Raw genomic sequence first — 14,362 nt, 5'->3', positions numbered from 1 at the left:
TATGGTCGAAATCAAATCTCACGACTTCGATCGTTTTTCGAAATCCAGCGTCGAGAGCTACAGGATTTTTCTGGTTTATGGGCCGGACCGTGGCTTGGTGTCCGAAAGGGCAGCCATCATAGCCGCGAGGAGTGGGGTTGCGGCCGACGATCCCTTTGCCATGGTCAAGCTCGATTCGAGCGATCTAAGCGGCGATCCGGGCCGTATTGCCGATGAAGTCCACGCCTTCGGTCTGTTTGGCGGCAAGAAGCTGATCTGGGTCAGGGCTGGCGGAACTGAAAAGCCTCTTGTCGATGCGTTGCAGGCCCTGGCAGGCGGAACACCCTCCGATAACATTCTTCTGATCGAAGCCGGCGACGTGAAAAAGGGTAGCGGCGTGCGGAAAGTGGCCGAAAGCGCCAATACCGTAGCATCCATACCGTGTTATGCCGACGACACCCGCGCAATGAATGCCCTCATAGATGATGAACTGAAGGCCGAAGGCCTTGGTATCACGCCCGATGCCCGCGAGAGATTGCTGGAAGCGCTGGGTGGCGACCGCATTGCTTCACGAGGAGAGATCCGAAAACTTGCTCTCTACAGAAAAGGGCAGGGGACGATCGAGGAACAACATGTCATCGACATCATTGGTGATGCCAGCGCCGTATCCACTGACGATGCGGTCGATGCTGTCCTGGAAGGTGACGTGGAACGTCTCAACCTTGCCTTCGCAAAAGTCGTGGCATCCAAGACACCGGTCTTTCTGATTTTGCAATCCTGCCTGCGGCAGTTCCAGATGCTGGATATAATGCGATCGGAAATGGACGAAAAAAACACCGAGCCGGCGCAGGTTATGCAGACGCTGGGTCGGCATATCCATTTTCGCCGTAAACCGATCGTGGAGCGTGCTCTGAGGCGCTGGGCACCGCAAGCGATTGCGCGTGAGTCAGCCCGTATCCAATCGACTATCCTGCAGACCCGCCAACGTCAGGGTCTTGAGGACAGTATTGCATTTCATCTTTTGATGTCGATTACATTGCAATCCGCGCGGCAGGCTTCTGCAGCCGCGCGTCGATAGCTGTACGGGCAAGAGTCCTTACAGGCGCTTTTCCAAAAGCCGGCAGATTTCCTCGAGTTGATCTAGGGTTTTATAGGAAATCCGAACTTGCCCGCCGCTGCCGCGATGGTTGATGGTCACATCAAGCCCCAAGGCATCGGACAATGTTCTCTCCAGCGCCAAGGTATCGGAATCTTTCTGATCCATCTTCGGCATCGAAGCTGGCTGTGTCTGCGCCTTTATATCGTTCTGCGCCAAACGTTCCGCATCACGGACAGACATGCCCTTCGACACGATTGTCCGTGCCAGGCCTGCAGGATCCGACGTCGACACGAGAGCGCGCGCGTGACCGGCGGAGAGGTCTCCTGCGGCAAGCATCTCACGAACTGGATTAGGAAGTTTCAACAATCTCAAGCTGTTAGCAACATGGCTTCGGCTTTTACCGATAATATCGCCCAGATCGTTCTGCGTATAGCCGTGCTCAGCCACCAGCAATTCATAACCCAATGCTTCTTCAAGCGGATTAAGATCTGCGCGTTGCACATTTTCGACGATTGCGATCTCCAACGCAGTACGATCATCCACGTCGCGGACGATGACCGGGATTTCGACCAGGCCAGCCAATTGAGCCGCACGCCAACGTCTTTCGCCGGCTATGATTTCGTAATTTTCACCAATGGTCCGAACAACAACCGGCTGAACAATACCGTGTTGACGAATTGAGCTTGAGAGGTCCTGAAGATCGCTCTCATCAAAATAGCGACGAGGGTTACGCGGGTTGCGGCTGATATGCTCAATGGGAACCAGGCGGTCAGCACTCACGGCTTTTGGAGCCTCGCCCACCGGCGTGGCCTGATCCATCTCCCCAATGAGAGCTGCCAAACCGCGTCCGAGGCGGCGTTTCGAAATATCTTCACTCATATCAAATGCCCTACTACGGCAGATCAGGCCGCTTTGCGGCGGCGTTCACGCTGAATTACCTCGGAAGCCAACTGCAAATAAGCCTGACTACCTGCGCACTTCAAGTCGTAAAGAATGGCCGGCTTACCATAAGAAGGCGCCTCTGAAACCCTGACATTTCGCGGAATCAGAGTGTGATAAACCTTGTCACCAAGATATGTTCGCACATCATTGACAACCTGCTGTGCCAAGTTGTTGCGGATATCAAACATTGTAAGCACGATACCCTGGATATCAAGTGCCGGATTGACCGTCTGCTTGACCTGATTAACGGTCTCAAGCAACTGACTAAGGCCTTCAAGCGCGAAAAACTCGCATTGCAGCGGAACAAGCACCGAATGCGCAGCTGCCATGGCATTGATGGTCAGGAGATTGAACGAAGGCGGGCAATCCAGCAGGATATAGGAGAAGGATTGGGCTCCATCCGTCTGCAGCGCTCTTTTCAAGCGAAAGGCGCGATCGGAGGCTTGACCTATCTCCATTTCCAACCCCAGAAGATCCATCGTCGATGGAACAATAAAGAGGTTGGGAACGGCCGTCGCCACGACGGTTTCGTTTACTGTATGACTGCCCATCATCAGATCGAAAGAAGAAAGCTTTCGATCACGGCGATCTATGCCCAAACCCGTACTGGCATTGCCTTGCGGATCAAGATCAACAATCAGAACCCGTTCACCGATGGCCGCTAGGGCTGTCGCCAGATTGATTGCTGTCGTTGTTTTGCCGACGCCACCTTTTTGGTTAGCGATCGTGATAATTCGATTGAGCTCGCTCATTCTGCTATCCGGATGATCAGTCGACCTTGCGCCGGAGGCCTGCGATTTCTAGAATGATGGAATCTTTTTCAACGGCACTGGGATGTTCTATCAGATCAAAGTTCCAGCGACCATTCGCTTTCACCGTTTCCTGACGGTAATCCCGGCCTTTATGGAAAAAAGCGCGACATTCGGGATTTCTAGTCATCCAGGCCTCAGAAAAAGTCAGCAGAAGATCCAGGTCCGCCAAGGCTCTCGCCGAGATCACATCGACTTCGTCCAAGATTTGCGGCGCATCTTCGATACGCAGGACATGGACACTTCCCGATCCGCCCGTCTCAAGAAGGGCTTGACGCAAAAAAGCTGCCTTCTTTTGATTGCTTTCGACGAGATGTACCCAGCCGCCGCCCAATTCCTTTAGAAAAATCGCGGTGATGATACCGGGGAAGCCGCCACCGGAGCCGAGATCGGCCCATACTTGTGGCTTTGGCGATAGCTGGAAAATCTGCGCACTGTCCGCAACATGACGGCTCCAGAGATCCGGTAGAGTAGAGGGGGCGACGAGATTTATTGATTTCGCCCACTTTCGGAAAAGCTCCCAAAAATGCTCGAGCCTTTGCCATGTTTCACGTGAAACATCTTTGCCGTTAATCTGCATCAAGAGACTCGCTGGACGCGTTGGGTGTCAGTTTTACGTAGCACTGCGAGAAGCAATGCCAAAGCTGCAGGGGTCATGCCATCCACAGCAGCTGCCTGCGCCATATTCTGGGGTCGTTTTCCGGATAGCTTCAGCTTGAGCTCGTTGGATAATCCGCTGAGTGCATTGAAGTCGAAACTTTCGGGAATGACCCGTTGTTCTTCTCGGCGCGTTGCAGTGATACCGGATTCTTGCCGATCCATATACACTGAATATCCCGCCTCGATCTCGAGCGCGTCACAAACCGGAGCTGCTATCTTTTCCAGATCCGGCCAAACTCTTCGCAAATCCGCAATATCAATATCAGGATAGGCTAGAAGTTCATAAGCAGTGCGGCGTTGGCCGTCCTGATTGAGCTTGATATTGTGACGAGCAGCTTCCTGCGGCGTCAGGCTCATGGCCTTCAGTCCGGTCCGAGCCTCATCCAGTTCGCTTTTGAATTTGTCAAAACGATCTCGACGTTGGATTGATGTAATGCCCAGGCTGTTTGCCAACGGCGTCAGGCGCAGATCGGCGTTATCGGCACGCAGCGATAGTCTATATTCAGCCCGTGACGTGAACATTCGATAGGGCTCGGAAATACCCCGCGATGTCAGGTCATCAATCATCACGCCGATATACGCTTCAGTTCTGCTGAAAACTGCAGATGAGCGGCCACCTGCCAGCAAAGCTGCATTGAGGCCTGCTACCAATCCCTGTGCGGCGGCCTCTTCATAACCTGTTGTTCCGTTGATCTGGCCGGCCAGAAACAACCCAGGAAGCTTTTTAACTTCAAGGCTTTGTGTCAATTCGCGCGGATCTACGTGGTCGTATTCGATCGCATATCCCGGCTGCAAGATAGCGACCTTTTCCAAGCCCGGTATCGTGCGGATAAAGGCGTCCTGTACTGACGCAGGCAGGGACGTGGAAATGCCGTTCGGGTAGACGGTGGGATCGTCCAAACCCTCTGGCTCCAGGAAAATCTGATGGCCGTCGCGCTCGCCAAACCTGGTTATCTTGTCCTCGATCGATGGACAATAACGCGGGCCGACACCCTTAATTTCCCCCGAATACATGGCTGAAAGGCCGATGTTCTCGGCGATGATTGCATGGGTTGCTGCGGTCGTCCGAGTGACACCACAAGCTATTTGCGGGTTTTTGATCGAATCCGTCATGAAGGAGAAAGGACTTGGGATTTCGTCAGCCTCCTGCTTGTCGAGGCTTTCCCAATCGATCGTTCTTCCATCCAGTCTCGCAGGCGTGCCCGTCTTGAGACGCCCCAGTGCAAGTCCGAACCTGTTCAGTGTATCTGACAGTCCCAAGGACGGTGCTTCACCCATGCGACCGGCAGGCGTTTTATCCGCACCGATGTGGATCAATCCGCGCAAAAAAGTGCCAGTCGTTAGGACAACGGACTTGGTGGCAAACGTCCTACCGTCCTTGAGTATCACGCCCGAGACAACGTTCTCGATCACCGCCAGGTCGAAAACATCACCTTCAATGACATCAAGATTGGCGTGACTTAAGATTTCGGCCTGCATCGCAGCTCGATAAAGCTTGCGGTCAGCCTGCGTCCTCGGACCGCGAACTGCAGGTCCTTTTTTTCGGTTCAGAAGTCGAAATTGGATGCCGGCAGCGTCGGCCACTCGCCCCATCAATCCGTCCAAAGCATCCACTTCGCGAACAAGATGACCTTTTCCAAGACCGCCAATCGCCGGATTGCATGACATTGCGCCAATCGTCGCGATCTGATGGGTAACAAGAGCCGTCCGAGCACCAGCACGCGCAGCAGCGCTGGCTGCTTCACACCCGGCATGGCCGCCACCGATAACGATGACATCATAGGTCGTCACGCTGCGCTCCATTTATTTCGAAACCGAATCGAATTGTTTCACGTGAATCACTTGCCAATGCAAAATTCCGAGAAAATGATATCCAGCAGATGTTCAACATCTACCTTTCCGGTAATCCGGCCTAGCTCTTCGGCGGCAAGGCGCAGGCACTCCGCCTGCATATCCAGTTGCGAACCCTCTAATGCTTCCGCGATGAAATTGGAAGTATTTTCTAATAGGAGCGCGTGTCGTGTGCGTCCCGGTTTTAAAGAGGCGATAGCCTCCCAACGAGACGTCACACTATTGACGATCGCCGATTTAAGTTCGTCGAGCCCGTCGCCTGTTTTGGTGGAAATCCGTATGACGTCGGCGTCCACCTCAGGCCGCAGGTCGGATTTTGTCCTGATCGTCCAGACCGGAATTGTGTCAGGCAGATCTATTTCCGGCAGTGGCTGATCAGCCTCGCAAAGCAGCAGTATCAGGTCAGCACGTTCAAGAACCAGATGCGCGCGGCGTATCCCTTCTCTTTCAACGACATCCTCGGTTTCACGAATTCCTGCAGTGTCGAAGAAACGAACCAGAAAACCATCCAGGTCCAGGTCAACGTGAAGAACATCGCGCGTTGTGCCCGCAATTTCGGTGACAATGGCAATGTCACGCTTAGCCAAGGCATTTAAAAGACTGGATTTTCCAACATTGGGCGCGCCGACGATAGCGACCTGAAAACCATCCCGTATGATTTCCCCAGACCTTGTGGCTTCGCGTTGGGCGTCGATCTCACCCTTCAGCCGCCTCACATTCATCCACACCGTATCGGAAATCGACCCAGGCACATCATCTTCATCGGCGAAGTCGAGCTCGGCTTCGATAAGAGCGCGTGCCCTTGTCAACTCAAGAGCCCAGCCCTCATAGATCGCTGAGAGACCGCCATCGCTCTGCTCCAAAGCCAGACGGCGCTGCATTTCAGTTTCCGCCCGAAGCAGATCGGACAATCCTTCAGCCTCGACCAAATCGAGCTTTCCATTCTCCAAAGCACGTTTGGAAAACTCACCAGCCTCCGCAAGTCGCAGATTTTCGGACAGCAATTCGGCGTAAAGCGCCGAGACCACAGCGCGACTTCCATGCAGATGCAATTCGACGCAATCCTCGCCTGTGAAGGAATGCGGCCCCGGAAAGGTGATTGCCAAGCCACGGTCGATGACACTGCCGTCTGCTCGCCTGATTGTTCGCAAATACGCGTGCCGAGCCTGGGGGAGGGGTCCCGCCAGCTTTTGCAGTACGGAGATCGATCTCGATCCGCTCAACCGAATAACAGCAAGCCCTGCCGGCAGCGAACCGCTCGACAGGGCAAAAATCGTATCATCGGCCCGCATTATTCAGAACCTCGGACGCGTGATTGAATCCGGCTAAGGATCAGGTGTTCATGGAATCGAAGAAATCGCCGTTGTTCTTCGTCTGCTTGAGCTTGTCGATAAGGAACTCGATCGCATCGGTCGTACCCATCGGAGCCAGAATACGACGTAGAACAAAGATCTTCTGCAGATCCTGACGTGGTACCAACAGGTCTTCCTTACGCGTGCCGGACTTGAGGATATCCATGGCAGGGAAGATACGCTTGTCGGCGACCTTGCGATCAAGAACGATTTCCGAGTTACCGGTGCCCTTGAATTCTTCGAAGATGACTTCGTCCATACGGCTGCCAGTGTCGATCAGCGCCGTCGCGATGATCGTCAGCGAACCGCCTTCTTCGATATTACGGGCAGCACCGAAGAAACGCTTCGGACGCTGCAGTGCGTTGGCATCTACACCACCGGTCAGAACCTTGCCGGAGGAGGGCACCACGGTGTTGTAAGCGCGACCAAGACGAGTGATCGAATCGAGAAGAATGACGACATCTCGGCCATGTTCCACGAGGCGCTTGGCCTTTTCGATGACCATCTCCGCAACCTGAACGTGACGAACGGCCGGCTCGTCGAAGGTCGAGGACACAACCTCGCCCTTCACCGAACGCTGCATGTCCGTCACTTCTTCAGGCCGTTCATCGATAAGAAGAACGATCAGATAGCATTCCGGATGATTGGCCGTGATCGAATGAGCGATGTTCTGGAGAAGAACCGTTTTACCGGTGCGCGGCGGTGCCACGATCAAACCACGCTGGCCTTTGCCGAGCGGTGCGACCAGATCGATAACACGTGCCGAATTATCCTTCGACGTCGGGATGTCGAGTTCCATTTTGAAGCGCTCATTCGGGTAGAGCGGCGTCAGATTGTCGAAATGGACCTTGTGACGGATCTTTTCCGGATCGTCGAAATTGATCGTATTGACCTTGAGAAGCGCAAAATAACGCTCTCCTTCCTTCGGTCCACGGATCGGACCCTCAACGGTATCGCCGGTCTTCAGAGAAAAGCGACGGATCTGAGAAGGCGAAATGTAAATGTCGTCCGGACCCGGCAAATAGTTGGCATTGGCGGACCGCAGAAAACCGAAGCCGTCTTGAAGAACTTCGACCACGCCTTCACCGATGATCTCAACGTCCTGGCTGGCAAGAACCTTCAATATCGCGAACATCAGTTCCTGCTTGCGCATGGTGCTGGCGTTCTCAACCTCCATCGTTTCCGCGAAGGCAAGCAAATCGGTCGGAGATTTGCTCTTGAGTTCTTGAAGCTTCATTTCAGCCATGAAGGAAGGACCATTTCAATTTCGAGGGGAAGCCGTGTCGGTGGAATTCGTTCCTGCGGAGAAAATCCGCAGACTGTGAACCTGCACACATGCACGAGAGAAGAGATGGCCGGGAAAATAGCGATTCCCGCCCCTTACCGCAAGGGGGGGACAAGCGCAAATATTTCTATCCCGGATATCAAAACGGTTTCACGATCACCAGAATCACGATCACAATCATCAAAACCGTCGGGATTTCATTGATCAGACGCCAGTAACGCGCGGTCCTGCGTGGCCCGTCCTGGGCAAACCGCCGCATGCTGCGTCCAAACATCACATGCACGATCGTCAATAAAAATACCATTGCGATTTTGGCATGCAGCCAGCCGCCCTGAAACTCATAAACGGTCCAGGCAAGATACAAACCCAAAATCCAGGACAGCATCATCGCCGGGTTCATGATCACCCGGTAAAGCCGCTGCTCCATCATCTTGAAGGTTTCCGACTGGACGGACCCAACCGGCGCATCGGTATGGTAGATGAAAAGACGCGGCAGATAGAGTAAGCCTGCCATCCAGGAGATGACGGCAATCACATGCAGTGCCTTGATCCACAGAAACAGGTCATCCGGCCGCCAGGAGACGACTGCCAGAAGCAAAAGCACGAAGATGGCGAGCGCTACCGCGGCACGCCGCCTGGCACGTCGACCGGGCTTCTCGTCCGTCTGTAACTCCTGTTCGTTCATCAGCCAAAGCTCCGGACACGCTTCACCAAGGCAGTAACATGATCCGGGTTGGCTTCAGGGGTGATCCCATGGCCGAGATTGAAAATTAGCGGGCCATTGCCGAGGGTCTGAAGGATCCTGTCAATTCCGTCATCCAAAGACTGACCGCCGGCCACCACGCGCATCGGATCGAGATTGCCCTGCACCGGCCCGTCCTTTTGCAGTTCAGCTGCAAAGTTCAGCGGCACGGACCAATCAAGGCCAATGGCGTCGGCGCCGGTTTTCTGGCGATAGGTCTTGAGGTTGAACCCAGCACCCTTGGCGAAAGCGATTATCTTTGCGCCAGGTCGGCGAGCACGGACACCCTCGATGATCCGGGCAACGGGTGCGATGGCGAAAGCGGCAAACTCTTCCTCGCCCAGCACACCGGCCCAGGAGTCGAAAATCTGCACTGCGTCTGCACCGGCGTCCAACTGACCGACAAGGTAATCGACAGAGATATCCGCAAGCTGCATCAGAAGTGAAGCAAAGGCCTTTGGATATCTGTAGGCGAACAGACGGGCAGGCGCCTGATCGGGCGTACCTTTTCCAGCGATCATGTAGGTGGCAACGGTCCAGGGCGCACCGCAGAAGCCGAGAAGCGTTGTCTCGGCTGGAAGATCGCGACGCAGGCGACGGACCGTTTCGAACACCGGTGCAAGATGCGTCATCACATTGGATGCATCCAGCTGGTCGATCCCGTCGGCATCGATCGGATCCATCTGTGGTCCAACACCCTCAAGGAAACGCACATTCCTTTTCAAGGCATCTGGAATGACGAGGATATCGGAAAACAGAATGGAAGCATCGAAGCCATAACGCCGGATTGGCTGCAGGGTCACCTCTGCTGCCAATTCCGGATTATAACAGAGGTCGAGAAAGCTACCGGCTTGCGCGCGTGTCGCTCTGTACTCCGGCAGATAGCGACCTGCCTGCCTCATCAGCCAGATTGGCGGAGGTGAGACGGTTTCCCCGTTTAGGACTTCCAAAATCGTTCGGCGTACGTCCGTCACACAAGTCTCCTAAAACTAAATATCTTATATAAAAGATTCTTCTATTTCTTAGAGTCTGTGAGTAGCAAGGACTAAAGCCTGTACCTTGGTTTTCCACGACATGAGGTTCAGCGTCTGCACGTTTTCATAATTCTGATCGCTTTTCCTACCGAATGTCGAATATCAAAAATATCCTTTTTAATTCAGATATTTAAGTTTATGGATTTTTTCACAACCCTGTGTATAAGCTGTGAATTGCCGATGAACAGCGACGAATTGTCCACTGAATCCCAAACAGGTTCGAAAAGCTTTCCGCTCGACGGTGATTTGTGGATAAATCCGAACTTATCCGGCCGGTCGACGCCAGCTCAGACTGAGGCACAGATCTCTCCCAGACTATCAACAGGGGACCAAGTTTAACGTGGAGAACAGGAAAAACTTCTTCCATCTGCACCTCATTTCTGACTCGACGGGCGACACTCTCGTTTCCGCCGGCCGTGCAGCAGCAGTCCAGTTCACCAACGCGGTGCCGGTTGAACATGTCTATCCATTGATCCGAAACCGGCGACAGCTTCTACCCGTGCTGGAAGAGATCGATGAGACACCCGGGATCGTGATTTACACCGTCATGGATGCGGAACTGGCAACGCTGATAGAGACCCGTTGCCGCGAAATGTCGGTGCCGACAGTCAATCTTCTCGAGCCCGTTATGGCCGTGTTTCAGAATTTTCTCGGCGCGCCCTCCCATCGCCGTGTGGGTGCTCAGCATGTTCTCAATGCTGAATATTTTGCGCGGATCGAGGCTCTGAATTTTGCCATGGATCACGACGACGGGCAGTTGCCCGAAGATTATAATGAAGCGGATGTGGTGATCATCGGCATCAGCAGAACATCGAAGACACCCACGAGCATCTATCTGGCAAATCGTGGTATAAAGGCCGCCAATATTCCTATTGTCCCGGGCGTTGAACTGCCTCCAGCCCTTTTGAGTGCCAGCCGTCCTGTCATCGTCGGGCTGGTTGCGACAACGGATAGGATTTCGCAGGTTCGCGAAAATCGCGAACTCGGAAATTCGATGTCATATGATCACGGTCATTATGTTGATCGCGCCGCAATCAACGAAGAGCTGAAATATGCTCGCGCGCTTTGCACCCGCCACAATTGGCCGATAATCGATGTGACCAGGCGCTCGATAGAGGAGACTGCTGCGGCGATCGTTGCGCTGCGACCGAGGCTGCGCTAAGGCGAATCCGGCGCATGTGCCCGAAAACTGAAGTCAGCTTTCAGTGGCGATATGCACAGTTCCAGAATGCCGATTGTTCCTCCATGCTTCGATGTAGGGCTTCGGACATTGTTTTCAGGATAGCCCGTGATCACGCCCCTTGTTCTTGCATCTTCCAGTCCGTTTCGACGCATGCTTATGAGCAATGCCGGACTAACGTTTGACCACCAGGCCGCGGATATCGACGAGCGAGCAATAGAAGCAGAGCTAATGGATGCCGAACCGGCGAAGGTGGCAACAGTTCTCGCCGAAGCCAAAGCAAGAAATGTCGCACAGTCCCGTCCGGGTAGTCTGGTCATCGGATCGGATCAGACGATGTCGCTTGGTTCCCGCATTTATCATAAGGCGGCCTCTCTTGAAGAGGCCAAAGACAATCTGCAGTCCTTGTCGGGAAAGACCCATCGTCTGAATAGCGCCGTCGTCATCGTCAGAGATGACCGTATTCTATGGGAATATGTGGGTCATGCCGATCTGACAATGCGGCCGCTGTCTTCAGAGTTTGTCGATCATTATCTCGGCCGTGTAGGGCCTGATGTTCTCAAGAGCGTTGGCTCCTATCAGCTGGAGGGAGTTGGAATTCAGTTGTTCTCGAAAATAGACGGCGACTATTTTACCATCGTCGGATTGCCCATGTTGGCCCTGCTCGAAAAGCTGCGTGAACTGGTGGCTATCGATGGTTGATTCACGTGAAACGCAATTGCGCGCCTTCGTTACGGGTTTTCCTATCAGTCATTCCCGTTCGCCCATGATCCACAATCACTGGCTCGGTCGGTTTGGCATCAACGGACATTATGAGGCGCTGGAAATCAGCCCAGGTGATTTTGCTGCATTCATCGGCCATTTGAGAGACGGAAAGATCTACCGTGGTGGCAACGTCACCATTCCTCACAAGGAGGCAGCCTACCAGCTGGCTGACAGGCCTGATGAGCTTGCCGAAGAGCTGGGTGCGGCCAATACGCTCTGGCTGGAGGATGGACTAATCCACGCCACCAACACCGATGGTCATGGGTTCACAGCCAATCTCGACCATCATCGACGGGGCTGGGACAAGGTTGCGACTGCGGTGATACTTGGTGCCGGCGGTGCAAGCCGCTCGGTTATCCAATCGCTTCGCAACCGGGGCATCAAGGAAATCCACGTCGTTAATCGGACCATCGATCGCGCCCGGCAACTTGCCGACCATTTTGGGCCAAGCATCCATGCTCAGCCGATCGATGCGCTAGCCGAGGTTCTCAAAGGCGCGGGCCTTTTCATCAATACGACATCATTGGGCATGGAAGGGTCTGAAGCGATGGCTATCGATTTCAGCTCGCTGGCCGAAGGCGCCCTGGTGACAGACATTGTCTATGTGCCATTAAAAACCAGCTTTCTGGCCCAGGCAGAAGAGCAGGGTTTTTCGACGGTGGATGGATTGGGAATGCTCCTTCACCAAGCCGTCCCCGGTTTTGAAAAATGGTTCGGTGTTCGCCCCGTCGTCGATCAGCAGCTTCGTCAGTTGGTCATAAAAGACATGGAAGGCCATTGATGATCATTGTTGGCCTCACCGGCTCCATTGGAATGGGGAAATCGACAACCGCGAAATTCTTCGCGGAAGAGGGAATACCGGTTAATGATGCGGATGCAGTGGTCCATGATCTTTATCAGTCCGAAGCTGTGAAGCCGGTCGGTCAGGCCTTTCCGGGTACGATCAAGAATGGCATCATCGATAGACAGGAACTCTCGCGGCAATTGGCGGAAAATTCCGATGGTTTCAAGACGCTTGAAGCTATCGTGCATCCACTGGTTCGGCAGCGAGAAGGCCACTTTCTGGATCGTCAGAGACATGCCGGTGCCGGTATCGTGCTTCTCGACATTCCTCTATTGTTCGAAAGCGGTCGGGAAAACGCGGTTGACGTCATCGTCGTGGTGAGCTGTGATCCAAAAATACAGCGCCAGCGCGTACTTGCGCGACCGAACATGACAGAAGAAAAATTCGAGTTGATTTTGTCACGCCAGATACCGGATCTGGAAAAACGCCAAAAAGCTGATTTTGTAATTGATACCGGTGATGGGCTGGATGCTGCCCGCAAGCGGGTAAGCGGTATTATAAAAAGCCTGCGGGCAGGAAAGATGAGCGAGAAAAGCGATGCGTGAGATCATCTTTGATACGGAAACAACGGGTCTGGAATCGAAGACCGATCGCGTTATCGAAATCGGCGGCATCGAACTTGTCGATCATTTTCCGACAGGCCGTACCTTTCACAAGTACATTTCGCCCGGAGATCGCAAAGTCCATCCGGATGCGCTTGCCGTTCATGGACTGACCGATGAATTCCTGAAAGACAAACCGAGCTTCGCCGAAATCGTCGAAGAGCTTCAGGAATTTTTCCACGATGCGAAGTGGATTGCCCATAACGCGAACTTCGATATCGGCTTCATCAATGCCGAGTTCGATCGGCTTGGTCTGGCACCAGTAGTAAGTGAACAGGTTATCGACACCTTGTCCATGGCTCGCCGGAAACATCCGATGGGTCCAAATTCACTCGATGCGCTCTGCCGTCGTTATGGCATCGACAACTCGCACCGTACCAAGCACGGCGCTCTGCTCGACTCCGAGCTTCTGGCCGAAGTTTATATCGAGATGATTGGTGGCCGGCAGACGGCGCTTGGTCTGGTCGATGTCAAACAGAAGGTGGAAGTGGTTCAGGAAGAGGACGACGATGCCGTTCTCGAAATCCCGCCGCGACCGGGCACTCTGCCAGTTCGGCTTTCGCCGGCGGACATGGAAGGCCACCAGAAACTTATTGCGACGATGGGCGATAAGGCGATTTGGAAACAATACCAGTAAGAAAAAAGCCCGGAAAAACCGGGCTTTTTTCATATTCAGATGTGGTTGGCTTAGCTGTCGAGGGCCTGAACCTTCGAGCGGGTCTGCTCTTCGGCAATACGCTGCGAGAACATCTGCGCGAAATCGATAGGGTCGATCATCAGCGGCGGGAAACCGCCATTGCGGGTCACATCAGCGATGATCTGGCGGGCAAACGGGAAGAGCAGGCGCGGGCACTCGATAAAGAGAACCGGTAGCATGTGCTCCTGCGGGAAGCCGGTGATGCGGAAGACGCCGCCATAAACCAACTCGGCTGCGAACACGACCTTGTCGCCTTCCATTGCCTGAGCATTCAGCGTCAAAACGACGTCGAAGTCAGAATCCGACAGCGGGTTGGCGTTGACATTCACGTTGATATTGATCGCCGGCGCCGTATCACGAGCCTGCAGCGACCGCGGTGCGCCCGGGTTTTCAAAGGACAAATCCTTCGTGTACTGCGCAAGGATGCTGAGCGACGGGTTGGAAGCCTGGGTCTCTGGTTCGTTTGCCATTGGAATTCCTCGCGGCTTTGGACTGTGAGGCCGTCTAACATTTCAGTTTCG

General features: G+C 53.9%; 15 protein-coding genes. 6 read left to right on the top strand and 9 right to left on the bottom strand.

All coding sequences use genetic code 11. The features are described from left to right. The first annotated feature begins 1 nt into the window (after position 1). Positions 2-1,057 (top strand): DNA polymerase III subunit delta, encoded by a 1,056-nt coding sequence (gene holA, locus EDF70_RS23660; protein ID WP_132278596.1) that lies wholly within the window; start codon positions 2-4, stop codon positions 1,055-1,057. 18 nt (positions 1,058-1,075) lie between these two features. Here holA and EDF70_RS23655 read toward each other — a convergent pair whose 3' ends face one another. The 8 genes from EDF70_RS23655 to hemE all read right to left on the bottom strand — a co-directional run bounded on the left by EDF70_RS23655 (position 1,076) and on the right by hemE (position 9,693). After that, positions 1,076-1,957, bottom strand: a complete 882-nt coding sequence (locus EDF70_RS23655) for a ParB/RepB/Spo0J family partition protein (RefSeq protein WP_132278595.1) — start codon at positions 1,955-1,957, stop codon at positions 1,076-1,078. 23 nt (positions 1,958-1,980) lie between these two features. Then, positions 1,981-2,772 (bottom strand): ParA family protein, encoded by a 792-nt coding sequence (locus EDF70_RS23650; RefSeq protein ID WP_132278594.1) that lies wholly within the window; start codon positions 2,770-2,772, stop codon positions 1,981-1,983. 16 nt (positions 2,773-2,788) lie between these two features. Beyond that, positions 2,789-3,409 (bottom strand): 16S rRNA (guanine(527)-N(7))-methyltransferase RsmG, encoded by a 621-nt coding sequence (rsmG, locus tag EDF70_RS23645; RefSeq protein ID WP_132278593.1) that lies wholly within the window; start codon positions 3,407-3,409, stop codon positions 2,789-2,791. Continuing rightward, positions 3,409-5,280: a tRNA uridine-5-carboxymethylaminomethyl(34) synthesis enzyme MnmG gene (mnmG, locus tag EDF70_RS23640; protein ID WP_207908308.1), complete on the bottom strand. Its 1,872-nt coding sequence runs from the start codon at positions 5,278-5,280 to the stop codon at positions 3,409-3,411. The genes rsmG and mnmG overlap by 1 nt, the downstream gene beginning before the upstream one ends. Positions 5,281-5,327: 47 nt before the next feature. Next, positions 5,328-6,632: a tRNA uridine-5-carboxymethylaminomethyl(34) synthesis GTPase MnmE gene (gene mnmE, locus EDF70_RS23635; RefSeq protein ID WP_132278591.1), complete on the bottom strand. Its 1,305-nt coding sequence runs from the start codon at positions 6,630-6,632 to the stop codon at positions 5,328-5,330. Positions 6,633-6,672: 40 nt separating this feature from the next. Next, the gene (gene rho / locus EDF70_RS23630) at positions 6,673-7,938 is read right to left on the bottom strand and encodes a transcription termination factor Rho (RefSeq protein ID WP_132278589.1); all 1,266 of its coding nucleotides are present in this window, start codon (positions 7,936-7,938) and stop codon (positions 6,673-6,675) included. Between the two features lie 178 nt (positions 7,939-8,116). Further along, positions 8,117-8,662 carry a protoporphyrinogen oxidase HemJ gene (gene hemJ / locus EDF70_RS23625; RefSeq protein ID WP_132278587.1) on the bottom strand — a complete coding sequence of 182 codons (546 nt, stop codon included), beginning with the start codon at positions 8,660-8,662 and terminating at the stop codon, positions 8,117-8,119. Next, complete coding sequence (gene hemE / locus EDF70_RS23620) at positions 8,662-9,693, bottom strand: uroporphyrinogen decarboxylase (protein WP_132278585.1); 1,032 nt, start codon at positions 9,691-9,693, stop codon at positions 8,662-8,664. The genes hemJ and hemE overlap by 1 nt, the downstream gene beginning before the upstream one ends. Positions 9,694-10,093: 400 nt before the next feature. Between hemE and EDF70_RS23615 the strand changes: the two genes are divergently transcribed. The 5 genes from EDF70_RS23615 to dnaQ all read left to right on the top strand — a co-directional run bounded on the left by EDF70_RS23615 (position 10,094) and on the right by dnaQ (position 13,781). Beyond that, entirely contained in the window at positions 10,094-10,915 is an 822-nt protein-coding gene (locus EDF70_RS23615; RefSeq protein WP_132278583.1) for a pyruvate, water dikinase regulatory protein, read from the top strand. 129 nt (positions 10,916-11,044) lie between these two features. Next, positions 11,045-11,635 (top strand): Maf-like protein, encoded by a 591-nt coding sequence (locus tag EDF70_RS23610; protein ID WP_281033633.1) that lies wholly within the window; start codon positions 11,045-11,047, stop codon positions 11,633-11,635. Further along, entirely contained in the window at positions 11,628-12,479 is an 852-nt protein-coding gene (locus EDF70_RS23605) for a shikimate dehydrogenase (RefSeq protein WP_132278579.1), read from the top strand. The genes EDF70_RS23610 and EDF70_RS23605 overlap by 8 nt, the downstream gene beginning before the upstream one ends. Continuing rightward, positions 12,479-13,087: a dephospho-CoA kinase gene (gene coaE / locus EDF70_RS23600; RefSeq protein ID WP_132278577.1), complete on the top strand. Its 609-nt coding sequence runs from the start codon at positions 12,479-12,481 to the stop codon at positions 13,085-13,087. Before EDF70_RS23605 ends, coaE begins: the two co-directional genes overlap by 1 nt. Then, positions 13,080-13,781 (top strand): DNA polymerase III subunit epsilon, encoded by a 702-nt coding sequence (gene dnaQ, locus EDF70_RS23595; protein ID WP_132278575.1) that lies wholly within the window; start codon positions 13,080-13,082, stop codon positions 13,779-13,781. Before coaE ends, dnaQ begins: the two co-directional genes overlap by 8 nt. A 50-nt stretch (positions 13,782-13,831) precedes the next feature. On the opposite strand, the gene secB is transcribed toward dnaQ, so the two are convergent. Further along, complete coding sequence (gene secB / locus EDF70_RS23590; protein ID WP_132278573.1) at positions 13,832-14,311, bottom strand: protein-export chaperone SecB; 480 nt, start codon at positions 14,309-14,311, stop codon at positions 13,832-13,834. Positions 14,312-14,362 lie beyond the last annotated feature (51 nt).

Source organism: Neorhizobium sp. JUb45 (assembly GCF_004343585.1).
Classification (GTDB): domain Bacteria; phylum Pseudomonadota; class Alphaproteobacteria; order Rhizobiales; family Rhizobiaceae; genus Neorhizobium.
This window is presented reverse-complemented; position numbering and strand designations above follow the sequence as displayed.

What these genes read in the sequence shown, in the direction of transcription:
- holA (WP_132278596.1), top strand. Translation starts at nt 2, where the DNA reads ATGGTCGAAATCAAATCTCACGACTTCGATCGTTTTTCGAAATCCAGC.
- EDF70_RS23655 (WP_132278595.1), bottom strand. Translation starts at nt 1,957, where the DNA reads ATGAGTGAAGATATTTCGAAACGCCGCCTCGGACGCGGTTTGGCAGCT.
- EDF70_RS23650 (WP_132278594.1), bottom strand. Translation starts at nt 2,772, where the DNA reads ATGAGCGAGCTCAATCGAATTATCACGATCGCTAACCAAAAAGGTGGC.
- rsmG (WP_132278593.1), bottom strand. Translation starts at nt 3,409, where the DNA reads ATGCAGATTAACGGCAAAGATGTTTCACGTGAAACATGGCAAAGGCTC.
- mnmE (WP_132278591.1), bottom strand. Translation starts at nt 6,632, where the DNA reads ATGCGGGCCGATGATACGATTTTTGCCCTGTCGAGCGGTTCGCTGCCG.
- rho (WP_132278589.1), bottom strand. Translation starts at nt 7,938, where the DNA reads ATGGCTGAAATGAAGCTTCAAGAACTCAAGAGCAAATCTCCGACCGAT.
- hemJ (WP_132278587.1), bottom strand. Translation starts at nt 8,662, where the DNA reads ATGAACGAACAGGAGTTACAGACGGACGAGAAGCCCGGTCGACGTGCC.
- EDF70_RS23605 (WP_132278579.1), top strand. Translation starts at nt 11,628, where the DNA reads ATGGTTGATTCACGTGAAACGCAATTGCGCGCCTTCGTTACGGGTTTT.
- coaE (WP_132278577.1), top strand. Translation starts at nt 12,479, where the DNA reads ATGATCATTGTTGGCCTCACCGGCTCCATTGGAATGGGGAAATCGACA.
- dnaQ (WP_132278575.1), top strand. Translation starts at nt 13,080, where the DNA reads ATGCGTGAGATCATCTTTGATACGGAAACAACGGGTCTGGAATCGAAG.
- secB (WP_132278573.1), bottom strand. Translation starts at nt 14,311, where the DNA reads ATGGCAAACGAACCAGAGACCCAGGCTTCCAACCCGTCGCTCAGCATC.